This window comes from Actinomyces massiliensis 4401292, assembly GCF_000269805.1.
In the GTDB taxonomy this organism is placed as follows: domain Bacteria; phylum Actinomycetota; class Actinomycetes; order Actinomycetales; family Actinomycetaceae; genus Actinomyces; species Actinomyces massiliensis.
This window is the reverse complement of sequence record NZ_JH711482.1, coordinates 167,422-179,673: the sequence shown is the minus strand read 5'-3', so window position 1 is coordinate 179,673 and position 12,252 is coordinate 167,422. Positions and strand designations below refer to the sequence as shown.

Here is a 12,252-nt window from a genome sequence, read left to right as displayed (position 1 = left end):
GCTGTAAGGCCGTTACGGCAATTTAAGGCTATTTAAGGCTATAAGGCCGCCATCCGGCTGCAAAAGGGGTGAGGAGAGTGAATGAGGCGGTGAAACTCCCGCTGCCGGGCGCGACCGGGCAGGCGCGGATGCTCAGCGCAGCCGCAGGCGCAGCGGTCGCGGGTGGTACCGGTGGAACTTCCGGTCATGGTTGAGTTTCTGGGCGCTGACGAGCAGACGACGGCGCAAGGATCGCTCCGCGGGATCGAGCAACGGGTCGACCGCACGCGCCGCGAGCCGTAGGACACGTCGCCGCAGCGCAGGATCATCGACCTGGTGGAGCACGAGATGACGCGGAAGGAGGCTGTAGAGGACTTCTTTCTCCGCTTCTCGACGCGGCCCGGGACGCCCGTCGATCAGGTCGCGGATCATGACGACCATGGGATTGACGCCCGCAGCACTCATATAGAAGGAGTTTCGCCCGATGCGGGGGTTGAGCTCGAAGTAGACCGGGTCGCCGCCCCGCGGATCGATCTTGACGTCGAAGTTCGCGAAACCGCGGTAGCCCACGGATGTAAGCAGCTTCTCCGCACCCTCCCAGAGCTCGGGGAAGGGCTCGGTGATCATGGCCACGGGGTTGCCGATGAGGGTGGGCGTGTGATCCTCCAGGAGGACGCGCGCCGAACCGATCATCGTCATCTCACCGTTGGAGGCCATGTACGCGGTCACCGAACGCATGGCGTCATCCTCGCCGGGGATCCGCTCCTGAATGAGGAAGGTGGACTGATAGCCGGCGCTGCGCAGGTCCGACCACAGCGAGGCGAGCTCTTCGGGGGTGTCGATGAAGTAGATCTTGCGCTGACCGGGGAACTCGACGGCGTCCCAGTCCGCGCCGACGGCGGCCTTGCCCACCAATGGGAAGGGAATATCGATCTGAGGGTCGCCGTCTGCGAGCTCGGAGCAGTCCACGACGACCTGTCGCGGGGTGCGCAGGCCCTGCTCCGCACAGGCCTCGGCGAAGGCGACCTTGTCGCTCAGGGCGTTCATGGCCTCGGCGCTCGGGAAGGGCACGACGTACTCCGGCTCGAGCTCATTCCGGTGCGCGATGAGGAACTGGGCCGTCGAATCGCGATTGCCGATGACCACGGCACTGCGCTCCGCCCGACCGGCGACCAGTTCGCGCAGGCGCGCGACCATCCCGGGCTCATCACGCGAGTCCTGATGAATGACGTCGATGTAGCTCGACAGGGCGATCGCCTCGATCGGGCTGGGCGACAGGAGCGTCACACGCTGCCCGGTGGCATCGTGGAGCTGTCGGGCCAGCGCATAGCCTCCGATGTCCCCGCCGATCACCACGGGAAGCAGGTCGGGGCGCGAGGGCGTGCGCGCTGAGAGGGCCACGTGTTCTCCTAAGTCCGGCCGAGCCCGGGCACGGGCCGCGGCAGCATGGGCAGCATGTTCGAGGTGGTCGAGATGGCAGTTGAGGCGATCGAAGGAGGCGGAAGAAATCGATTGGTGAGTAATCGGCATCCGACACGGCCGACGTGCAGCAACGTATGGCCAACGTACAGCACAGCGACTCACAACGGGCAGCCGTAACGAAAGCCCGGAACACAATGTCCCGGGCCGGCAGATCGAGTGGGCGATACTGGGATCGAACCAGTGACCTCTTCCGTGTCAGGGAAGCGCGCTACCGCTGCGCCAATCGCCCGAGCGGATGACGGGACTCGAACCCGCGACCCTCACCTTGGCAAGGTGATGCTCTACCAACTGAGCCACATCCGCATGCCATCACCGGCACCCAGCCAGTGATCGATGCGGGAGGAAAGGTAGCAGAGCACGGCCGGCAGACCAAATCGATCCCATCCCCCGTGCTGTGACCTGAGCTCAGCATGCTTCATGCTGCGGCGCGGGAGGGTGCGCCCGTGGCAAAGTGTCCCTATGCCGTCTGACATGCCGACCACAGCACCCGACAACCCAGGGCCCACGGCCACCGACGCCACCGACGCCACAGCCAGCGCTCAGAACGCCGGCAGCGCCACCAGCGCCAGCGTCACCAGCACTGACGCCGAGACCACTGCGGCCGCTGCCGCCCCTGCCTCCGCCCCCTCGGAGGCCGCAGTTCCTGGAACCCCCGATACCGCTCCCGACGCCGCGGACGCCCCCGCCGCGCAGACGCTGACAGCCTGGCCGGGGCAGCCCTATCCGCTGGGCGCGACCTACGACGGCTCGGGCACGAACTTCGCGGTGTTCTCCTCCGTCGCCGAGCGGGTTCAGCTGTGCCTCTTCGACGAGGCCGGCGCCGAGACCCGGATCGAGTTGACGGAGGTGGACGCGGATGTATGGCACACCTATCTGCCCACGGTCCAGCCCGGTCAGATCTACGGATACCGCGTCCACGGCCCCTACGACCCTGACCGTGGCCTGCGCTGCGACTCCTCCAAGCTGCTGCTGGACCCGTACGCCAAGGCGATCTCCGGGCACGTCACGGCGTCGCAGTCCCTGTACTCCTACGACTTCAACGACGCCTCGGTGCGCAATCAGGAGGATTCCGCCGACGCCACCATGCGCTCGGTCGTCATCTCCCCGTACTTCGACTGGGGCCATGATCGCCCGCCGGCGCACGAGTACCACAACACGATCATCTACGAGGCCCATGTCAAGGGCATGACCCAGCTTCACCCGCTCGTCCCCGAGGAGTTGCGCGGCACCTACGCGGGTCTGGCTCAGCCCGCGGTCATCGACCACCTCAAGGAGCTCGGCATCACCGCCATCGAGCTCATGCCCGTGCACCAGTTCGTCAACGACACCTACCTGCAGGACAAGGGCCTGTCGAACTACTGGGGATACAACACGATCGGCTTCTTCGCGCCCCACAACGGATACGCCGCCTACAGCGCCGGCGGCCAGCAGGTCCAGGAGTTCAAGGGGATGGTCAAGGCCTTCCACGAGGCCGATATCGAGGTGATCCTCGACGTCGTCTACAACCACACCGCCGAGGGCAACCACATGGGGCCGACCCTGTCCTTCCGAGGGCTGGACAACCTCGCCTACTACCGGCTCGTCGATGGCGACCAGGCTCACTACTTCGACACCACGGGCACCGGCAACTCGCTGCTCATGCGTTCTCCGGCGGTTCTCCAACTCATCATGGACTCCCTGCGCTACTGGGTCACCGAGATGCACGTCGATGGCTTCCGCTTCGACCTGGCATCGACTCTGGCGCGCCAGTTCCACGAGGTCGACAAGCTCTCGGCCTTCTTCGACATCATCCACCAGGATCCGATCCTGTCGCAGACCAAGCTCATCGCCGAGCCCTGGGATGTGGGCGAGGGCGGCTACAACGTGGGCGGATTCCCTCCCCTGTGGAGCGAATGGAACGGGACCTACCGCGACACGGTGCGCGACTTCTGGCGCGGGGAGCCCTCCACCCTGGGAGAGTTCGCATCGCGCATCACCGGCTCCTCCGACCTGTACCAGCATTCCGGCCGCACCCCGGTGGCCAGCATCAACTTCGTCACCGCCCACGATGGCTTCACCATGGCCGACCTGGTGTCGTACAACGAGAAGCACAATGAGGCCAACCTGGAGGACAACCGGGATGGCGCCAATGACAACCGCTCGTGGAACTGCGGCGTCGAGGGGCCCACGGACGACCCCGGGGTCATCTCTTTGCGCAAGCGCCAAACGCGCAACTTCCTGGCCACCATCCTGTTCAGCCAGGGCGTTCCGATGATCTGCCACGGCGATGAGCTGGGACGCACCCAGGGCGGCAACAACAACGCCTACTGCCAGGACAATGAGATCTCCTGGATCGACTGGGACCTTGATGAGGAGGACCGCGATCTACTGAACTTCACGCGGACCATGGTGTGGTTGCGCCGCGACCATCCGGTCCTGCGGCGGCGGCGTTTCTTCTCGGGCGCCGCCTCGCACGGCGGCGAGTCCGAGCTGGGCGAGATCGAGTGGCTGCGCCCATCCGGCGAGCGCATGACCGATCAGGACTGGGGCACGTGGTACGCCCGCGCCATGACGGTCTTCCTCAACGGCGAAGCCATCGCCGAGCCCGACGAGCAGGGGCACCGCGTCACCGACGACTCCTTCCTCGTACTGATCAACGCCAGCGAGGAGGACATCGCTTTCACGCTTCCGGGTCTCGGCGACAGCGAGCACTGGACAGTGGCTCTCGACACCGCTCCCGCCGTGGACAGCGAACCCCATGATTCGCTCGACGCCGGTGAGCAGGTGACCGTTGAGGCCCGCTCCATGTTGTTCCTGACGTCGGCCCCGGAGACGGGCACTGCCTGACCAACACCTGCGAAGGGGATGGACACGATGACCGAGCCAAGTCAGCAGGACAGCGAGATCTCGACAACGCTCGAGTCGGCACCCGCGCCCGAGGGATACGCACCCTGGTCAGGGCACGTGCCCGCTCAAGGACGCCGCACTCCGGTGACGACCTACCGACTCCAGATGGGCAGTACGCTCACTTTCGACGACGCCCGCCGCCTGGTGCCCTACCTGCGCGATCTCGGCGTCACCGATGTCTACCTCTCCCCCGTGCTGGCCGCCGCTCCGGGGTCGACGCACGGCTACGACGTAGTCGACCACACCCGCATCAGCGAGGCCATGGGCGGACGAGCCGGGCTCGAACGTCTCGCCGCCGATGTCCACAAGGCGGGAATGGGCCTGGTCCTGGACATCGTGCCCAACCACATGGCGGTGCCCACTCCCGCATGGCACAACCTGCCGCTGTGGTCCGTCCTGCGCGACGGCCCGGACTCCCCCTACGCCTCCTGGTTCGACGTGCCCATTGAGGCGCCCATCCTCATGCCGGTGCTCGGCGCCCGCATCGGCAAGGTGCTCGCCGACGAGCAGCTCGTCCTGGAGCGAATGATCGTGCCCACCGAGCCCGAACGCGGCGAGCAGTGGGTACTGCGGTACTTCGACCACGTATTCCCCGTCGCCGAGGGCACCCAGTCCTTGCCGATGCATGTACTGGTGGGACGCCAGCACTATCGGCTCGCCTACTGGAAGGTCGGAGACGCGGAGACCAATTACCGCCGATTCTTCGATGTCGGCACCCTCGCCGCGATCCGGGTGGAGGAGCCCGAGGTCTTCGCCGGCTCTCACGAACTCGTCCTCGATCTGCTGCGCACGGGAACGGTCGATGCCCTCCGCGTGGACCACCCCGACGGTCTGGCGGATCCCACCGGTTATCTCAACCAGCTGTGGGAGGCCACCGACGGGGCCTGGATCGTCGCGGAGAAGATTCTCGCCCCCGATGAGCCCCTGCCAGTCGGCTGGCATGTCGCCGGCACCACGGGTTATGGCGCTTCCTGGCGCATCGACCAGCTGCAGGTCGACCAGGGAGGCGCCACCAGGCTCGGGGGTCTCATGCATGAACTGACCGGACAGGGGCCGATCGACTACGAGCGCGTCGTCGAGCAGGCCAAGCGGGAGGTCATCAATGGCTCCCTGGCAGCAGAAGTCAATCGCCTCGCGCGCCTGCTGGACGAGCTCACCGTGCAGGATGTGCGCCTGCGCGATCACACCCTGCACGACTTGCGCGCGTGCGTCGTCGAGCTGCTCATCGCCGCGCAGCGCTATCGCGCCTACGTCCGCCCCGGGCAGGCCGCGGACCCCGATCAGGCGGCGGTGCTGCACGCCGACGCCGAACGCGCCCGCTCTCGCCTGGAAGCGGACCAGAGCGAGACCCTCGACATGGTTGTCGCGCTCCTGCTCGGCGAACCGGTCGGTTCCGAGGGCCTGACCGCCTCGCCGCTGCGCACCGAGGCGGTTATCCGCTTCCAGCAGGTCTGCGGGGCGGTGACCGCCAAGGGCGTGGAGGACACGGCCTTCTACCGGTGGACTCACCTGACCAGCCTGACCGAAGTCGGCGGGGACCCCAGCGGCTTCGCTCTCGGCGCAGACGAGGCTCATGCCTGGGCGGACCGGGTCCAGGATCTATGGCCGTGCACCATGGTGACCTCCACGACACACGACACCAAGCGCGGGGAGGACGTGCGAGCCCGTCTCGACGTACTGGCCTCTTACGCCGAAGAGTGGACCGATATGGTCCGCCGGCTGCGCGCGTCCACTGAGGACGCGCGCCCCACAGATCTGGACGGACGTACCGAGAATCTCCTGTGGCAGACCCTATGGGGCACATGGGCCCCGGACTCCGACGATCCCATGACGGCCGAACGACTGACCGCCTACCTCATCAAGGCCTCGCGCGAGCAGAAGGGCTGGACCACATGGTCCGCCCCCGACATCGACCGCGAACAGGGCCTGACCGATTACGCGACGCATCTGCTGACCGATCCGGACACGGCGAATGAGCTGAACGCATTCGCCGCGCTGACCGCCAAAGATGTCTCCTCCATCATTCTGGCGAACAAGGCCATGACACTGACCTGGCTCGGAGTGGCGGATATCTACCAGGGCAGCGAACTGACCCGCACGAGCCTGGTCGATCCGGATAACCGCAGAGCAGTGGACTACGACGGCGAAGGCGGCCTGCGCGCCATGCTGTCCCAGGACTCCGCCGGCAGCTCGCCGCGCACACTCGACCAGGAGAAGCTGCGGCTGACTCACCGCCTCGCCCAACTGCGCGCCGAGCGCCCGGATACGTTCGTCGGACCGCGCTCGGGCTATCGCACGGTCCCGGTGACGACCTCTCACGCCTTCGCATACGCCCGTCTACTCGACGAGGAGCCCGATGTCGTGGTCATCGTGCGCCGTCTGGGCCGCCGCCTTCGGCGACTGGGGGGCTGGCGCGAGGAGAGCGTGGTCCTTCCCGATGGTCAATGGACCGAGGTGCTCACGGAGCAATCCATCGACGGCGGAGCGCAGCGCCTGGCGGACGTGGTCGGAGACCTTCCCGTCGTTGTGCTGGCCCGCGACCGACAAGCCGGGCGAGCAGACACCCGGGAAGACCGAGCAGAGCGAGAAGCCGGAGGAGGCGCAGCATGAGCCCTCGAGAGAAGGCCTCCGCATGGCGCTCCCCGGCCCTTCCGGTCGGCCCGGATGTACCGGTATGGGCCCCCCAGGCGGCTCGCGTCAGTCTTCACCTGCCCGTCACGGACGAGGTGGTGCCGATGGAAGCGCGCGAGGGCGGCTGGTGGGTGAGCCCCCGCTCCCTGCCCACCGGCACCGACTACGCCTACCGCTTGGATGACGGCGATGACCTGCCCGATCCGCGCACCGCCTGGCAGCCGCACGGCGTCCACGGGCCGTCCAGAGTCTTCGACACCTCCCAGGTGCGCTGGACGGACAACCACTGGCGGGGTCGCGACCTTCTCGGCGCCGTCATCTACGAGCTCCATGCGGGGACGTTCACCCCGGAGGGCACCTTGGACTCCGCCGCGCAGCGCCTCGACCACCTGGCAGCACTCGGAGTGGACATCATCGAACTCATGCCGGTTGCGGGCTTCCCCGGCCGGGCGGGCTGGGGCTACGACGGCGTCGACCTATGGGCGGTCCACGAGGCCTACGGCGGGCCCGAGTCGCTGGCCCGTTTCGTTGACGCCGCGCACAACGCCGGCATCGGCGTGTGCCTCGACGTCGTCTACAACCACCTGGGCCCCTCGGGCAACTATCTGGGCCGCTTCGGCCCGTACTTCACCGAGGTGCACGAGACGCCGTGGGGCTCGGCGATCAACTACGACCAGCCCGGCTGCGAGCAGGTGCGCGCGTTCATCATCGACTCCGCCCTGCGCTGGCTGACAGACTTCCACATCGACGCGCTGCGGCTGGACGCCATCCACGAAATCCGCGACGACGCCGACCGCGCCACCGCCGTCGATCCGCACCCGCACCTGCTGGCCGAACTGTCCGATGCCGTCGGAGAGCTCTCGGAGCGACTCGGCCGCCCCCTGTCGCTGGTGGCCGAGTCGGATCTCAATGACGCTGGAGTCATCACACCCACGCACGCCGAACCGCCGTTCCGCATGCCCAGCCTCGGCATGACCGCCCAGTGGACGGACGACGTTCATCATGCCCTGCACGCGCGGATCACCGGCGAGTCCCAGGGCTACTACGCGGATTTCGCGGCTCCTCAGGCCCTCAGCCGCGTCTACGAGCACGCTTTCCTCCACGACGGGAGCTGGTCCTCCTTCCGCGGCCGCAACTGGGGCGCGCCCGTCCCGGCCGGAACGGATCCGAGGCGCTTCGTCGTCTTCGATTCCGACCACGACCAGGTCGGCAACCGCGCCACTGGCGACCGCCCGGCCGCCTCACTGAGCGATGACCTGCTGGCGGCAGAGGCCGCACTGATCCTGCTGTCGCCCTTCACCCCCATGCTGTTCATGGGCGAGGAGTGGGGTACTCGACGCCCCTTCCAGTTCTTCACCGATCATTCGGAGACGGAACTAGCGCAGGCGGTGACACAGGGACGCCGCGATGAGTTCGCCTCCTTCGGCTGGGATGCCGATGAGGTGCCCGATCCGCAGGACAGTTCCACCGTGACGGCCTCGGTGCTCGACTGGAGCGAGCCGCTTCAGCCGATTCACGCCCGTATGCTCTCCTGGTACCAGGATCTCATCGCCCTGCGGCGCAGGCTCGGTCTTGGCGAGCGCGGCCAATGGCCCAGCCTGCAGGACACCGGTGATGTAGTCATCCTCACTATTCCTGCGGGCACTGGTCGTGCCGACGTCGAGCTGGTCGTCGTGGCCAGCCTCATGCCGGCAGGCGGATCGGGCGGTGCAGATCTCAAGGCACTCGTACCGGACGCGGACGAGCTCGACCTGGCCCTGTCGTGGTTGGGATCGTCTCTCGAAGGTTCGGTCCTGCGCGCGGGAGACACGGCAGTTCTGACGCGTCGTCCCTGACAGGGCGCCGTTCCGCCGTCGTTCTCCTTGTCTTAGCGCGGTCTTGCGCGCCCTGCGCGTCCATGGAGCCCTGCAGCGGTAAACCCTCGGTAACGAAGTGATCGATCCTGTCCAGATCGGATCTGCCGTCATGGATAATCTTACTTTCGGCGTGGCAGCGGGTATCACCGGTCTGCACCGGTAGCCTGGCGAGGTGACCGACTCTTCCCCCACGGGTTCCCCGCATGACCCCAAGCCCGCCGTTCCCGACCGCTTCGCCGAGGCACTGCTGTCCATGCGCCACGCCTCCAGACCCAGAGGCCTCGTGCTGGACGAGGTTCCTGCGCCACGCAGGCTCGCGCCCTATGCAGCAGCGCTCTCGGCCGAGACAGTCGAAACCCACTCCGACGCCCCGATAGCCTCCGGCAGATTCGTGGTGCTGCACGATCCCGCCGGCCAGGAGGCCTGGGATGGCGATTTCCGATTGGTCGTCATGGCGCGCTCTCGCCTTGATGAGGAGGTCGGCACCGACCCTCTCCTCGGATCCGCGGCATGGTCCTGGCTGACCGATGCCCTGGATGGGGCGGGCGCGGGATACCGGGCGCTGGTCGGGACAGTCACCCGGGTGCTCTCCGAGACCTTCGGCGGACTCGAGCTCAACGACGCGTGCGCGCACGCCGAGATCCGCGCCTCCTGGAGCCCCACCACCCCGGACCTCACACCGCACTTGGAGGCGTGGTACGAGCTGATCCACGTCGCTGCCGGACATGAGCCCGAGATCGCTACGCCCATCGAGCTCACGAGCGTGGTGCGGTGACCCAGTGAGCCCTTTGGCCCCCGATCCGGCCCCTGTGCCAGGGACCACCGACTCTCCGATCTCCCCCCAAGATGTCGTGGCGTACACGTCCCCGCGCGATGGTCTGCCTCCGGTAACCGATTCGCCCGAGGCGCTTCGGCGGGCCGTGGAGGCTCTGGCCGCGGGCACGGGCCCCATTGCCGTCGATGCCGAGCGCGCTTCGGGATTCCGCTACGGCCAGGACGCTTATCTCATCCAACTGCGGCGTGCGGGCAGTGGCACTGTGCTGATCGACCCGCTCGCAACGGGGCCTCTGGATTCACTGGCCCGAGTGCTCGACGGACCGGAGTGGATTCTGCACGCGGCAGATCAGGACCTGCCGTGCCTCACCAGCCTCGGCCTGACATCGCGCTCGTTGTTCGACACGGAGCTGGCCGCACGGCTGCTCGGGCGAGCGCACGTCGGCCTCGGCGCGGTCATAGAAGAGACACTGGGCCTGCGGCTCGCCAAAGATCACGCCGCCGCCGACTGGTCCGTCCGCCCGCTACCGGAATCCTGGTTGGTTTACGCGGCGCTCGATGTTGAGCTGCTCGCCGAGTTGCGTCAAGCCCTCGGCGCGGAACTCGCGGCAGTCGGAAAAGCGGAATGGGCCGCGCAGGAATTCGAGTTCGAGCGAACTCGTCCGCCGCGACCGGCCAGAGTCGATCCGTGGCGGAAGACGCCGCGCGCCGGACGAGCCGTGCGGAGTAGACGATCGTTGGCCGTGCTCCGCGAACTGTGGACCGCGCGCGAGCAACTGGCAGCCGAACTGGATCGCACGCCGTCCAAGGTCTTGTCACACCACGCTTTGATCGCGGCGGCGGTAGCCCGCCCGACGTCGCGCCGCAAGCTCGCCGCCCTCAAGGAGTTCTCCTCCCGCCAGGCCCGCCAGCACCAGGAACAGTGGTGGAAGGCTATCGACCGCGCCATGAACCTGCCGGACAGCGAGTTGCCGCCCGTTCACGCCCCCCTGCCGGACGGCGAGCTTCCACAGCCGCGCTCGTGGGGGCGGCACCATGGAGAGGCTGCGCGCATGCTCGACGTCGTGCGCTCGACAGTCCGCTCACGCGCCGACGAGCTGCGCCTGCCGCAGGAACTGCTTCTGGCCCCCGATTCGCAGCGCCGCCTGGCCTGGGACCTCGGCCGAGCCCATGCGTCCGATGATCAGATCGCGATCACCACCGAGACTGTGGCTGAACGGCTCGCGGCCCTGGAGGCGCGTCCCTGGCAGATCGATCAGGTGGGGCCGGCTCTCAGCAGGGCTCTTGCAGAAGCCGTGGCCTGACTGCTCATCGAGCCGGAACGCCCGGCCTGCCGCCCACCGCGTGCGACCGGATCGCACCATGGGCCTGATACGGGACTGATACGCCACTGGTGCATCGGGAGTAGTGCACAGGGATGGCAGGGATGCCGCAGCCCGCGCCTCTGCGCGTCTGGTTACTCCTGTTAATGAACCGTGAAGCCGTGGGACCGGAAAATGGCCCGAGTCGATTCCACGAGCTCGGGATCGGGAGGGGAGGTCTCGCGCAAGCGGTAGTTCAGGCCCAGGGATGTCCATTTGTCGGCACCCATCTGGTGGAAGGGCAGGACTTCCACACGGGTGACGCTGCTGCCCCACTGCTCGATAATACCGGCAACGTTCTCCACGTTAACGGGGTCGTCGGTCAGTCCCGGGACCAGAACGAAACGCACCCAGATCTCGATGCCTCTGGCCGCCAGTCGATCCCCGAAGGCGATCGTGGGGGCGAGCTCGCGCCCCGTCACCTTCTTATAGGTCTCTTCGTTCCCGCTCTTGACGTCAAGAAGAACCAAGTCGATGTTGTCGAGCATGTCATCGGTGCAGTTGGCGCCCAGGTAGCCGGAGGTGTCGATGCAGGTGTGGATCCCCATCTTCTTCGCCCCGGCCAGGAGCCTGCCCGCGAAGGCGGGCTGCATGAGCACTTCCCCGCCTGAGAGCGTGATGCCGCCCTTGGAGGCGCGGAACACCCCCCGGTACCGCCTCATACGGCGCAGGAGCTCGGAGGCCTCCACCGGCTCCCCGTCCCTCATGAGGAAGGTGTCGGGATTGTGGCAGTAGAGGCATCGCAGTGGGCAGCCGTTGAGGAAGACCGTCATCCTCGTACCCGGTCCGTCCACCGCGGTGACCAGCTCCCAGGAGTGGATGGAACCGAGCGACCCGTCGCGCATCCGGGCGAGCCGCTCCGAGCGCTGTAAGTCGTTCAGCTCCTCGAGTCCACCGATTCCGGCCCCGCGCAGGCGGGCGGCCGGGGCCAGGAAGTCCTGGTCCCGGCCGCCCAGCGCCACGGGGGTGATGGTCTCAGTCATCTGAGTCCAGCACCGATCGGCTCAGGCGCCGGCGTGGAAGGTGCGGTTGAGGACGTCCAGCTGCTGCTCGCGCGTGAGCTTGACGAAGTTGACGGCGTAGCCGGAGACGCGAACCGTCAGGTTCGGGTAGTTCTCCGGGTGCTCCATCGCGTCCTCAAGAGTGTTGCGGTCCAGGACGTTGATGTTGGCGTGGTACAGGCCCTTGACGCCCCCGTTGTCCTGACGCTGCGCCTTCATCGAGGCGAGGCGCTCTTCGTATGTGGCCATGATCGGCCCCTTTCTAGTGATGAGAGATGTGTT

8 protein-coding genes and 2 tRNA genes are annotated in these 12,252 nt (G+C 67.1%); 5 read left to right on the top strand and 5 right to left on the bottom strand.

Annotated elements, in window-relative coordinates:
* Positions 1-132: 132 nt before the first annotated feature.
* The 3 genes from W5W_RS0109230 to W5W_RS0109220 all read right to left on the bottom strand — a co-directional run bounded on the left by W5W_RS0109230 (position 133) and on the right by W5W_RS0109220 (position 1,764).
* On the bottom strand, positions 133-1,380 hold the full coding sequence (locus W5W_RS0109230) for a carboxylate--amine ligase (protein WP_008730066.1): 1,248 nt from the start codon (positions 1,378-1,380) through the stop codon (positions 133-135).
* A 238-nt stretch (positions 1,381-1,618) separates the two neighbouring features.
* Positions 1,619-1,690 (bottom strand) — tRNA-Val (locus W5W_RS0109225).
* 1 nt (position 1,691) lies between these two features.
* Positions 1,692-1,764: transfer RNA gene (locus W5W_RS0109220), tRNA-Gly, on the bottom strand.
* A 156-nt stretch (positions 1,765-1,920) separates the two neighbouring features.
* On the opposite strand from W5W_RS0109220, the gene glgX reads away from it, so the two are divergent.
* From glgX to W5W_RS0109195, 5 genes are all read left to right on the top strand, one after another.
* Positions 1,921-4,287 (top strand): glycogen debranching protein GlgX, encoded by a 2,367-nt coding sequence (glgX, locus tag W5W_RS0109215; RefSeq protein ID WP_008730050.1) that lies wholly within the window; start codon positions 1,921-1,923, stop codon positions 4,285-4,287.
* 18 nt (positions 4,288-4,305) lie between these two features.
* Positions 4,306-6,957 carry a malto-oligosyltrehalose synthase gene (gene treY, locus W5W_RS0109210; RefSeq protein WP_008730034.1) on the top strand — a complete coding sequence of 884 codons (2,652 nt, stop codon included), beginning with the start codon at positions 4,306-4,308 and terminating at the stop codon, positions 6,955-6,957.
* Positions 6,954-8,813: a malto-oligosyltrehalose trehalohydrolase gene (gene treZ / locus W5W_RS0109205; RefSeq protein ID WP_008730042.1), complete on the top strand. Its 1,860-nt coding sequence runs from the start codon at positions 6,954-6,956 to the stop codon at positions 8,811-8,813. The genes treY and treZ overlap by 4 nt, the downstream gene beginning before the upstream one ends.
* 193 nt (positions 8,814-9,006) lie before the next feature.
* Positions 9,007-9,609: a DUF3000 domain-containing protein gene (locus W5W_RS0109200; RefSeq protein WP_008729986.1), complete on the top strand. Its 603-nt coding sequence runs from the start codon at positions 9,007-9,009 to the stop codon at positions 9,607-9,609.
* A 76-nt stretch (positions 9,610-9,685) separates the two neighbouring features.
* Positions 9,686-10,912, top strand: coding sequence for an HRDC domain-containing protein (locus tag W5W_RS0109195; RefSeq protein ID WP_269771067.1), 1,227 nt, complete (start codon positions 9,686-9,688; stop codon positions 10,910-10,912).
* Between the two features lie 161 nt (positions 10,913-11,073).
* Here W5W_RS0109195 and pflA read toward each other — a convergent pair whose 3' ends face one another.
* Together pflA and grcA2 are read right to left on the bottom strand one after the other, a co-directional pair.
* Entirely contained in the window at positions 11,074-11,952 is an 879-nt protein-coding gene (pflA, locus tag W5W_RS0109190; protein ID WP_017195196.1) for a pyruvate formate-lyase-activating protein, read from the bottom strand.
* 21 nt (positions 11,953-11,973) lie between these two features.
* Entirely contained in the window at positions 11,974-12,219 is a 246-nt protein-coding gene (gene grcA2 / locus W5W_RS0109185; protein WP_008734270.1) for an autonomous glycyl radical cofactor GrcA2, read from the bottom strand.
* Positions 12,220-12,252 lie beyond the last annotated feature (33 nt).

Coding starts and splice junctions, on each gene's coding strand:
- pflA (WP_017195196.1), bottom strand. CDS start 11,952: ATGACTGAGACCATCACCCCCGTGGCGCTGGGCGGCCGGGACCAGGAC.
- treZ (WP_008730042.1), top strand. CDS start 6,954: ATGAGCCCTCGAGAGAAGGCCTCCGCATGGCGCTCCCCGGCCCTTCCG.
- treY (WP_008730034.1), top strand. CDS start 4,306: ATGGACACGATGACCGAGCCAAGTCAGCAGGACAGCGAGATCTCGACA.
- glgX (WP_008730050.1), top strand. CDS start 1,921: ATGCCGTCTGACATGCCGACCACAGCACCCGACAACCCAGGGCCCACG.
- grcA2 (WP_008734270.1), bottom strand. CDS start 12,219: ATGGCCACATACGAAGAGCGCCTCGCCTCGATGAAGGCGCAGCGTCAG.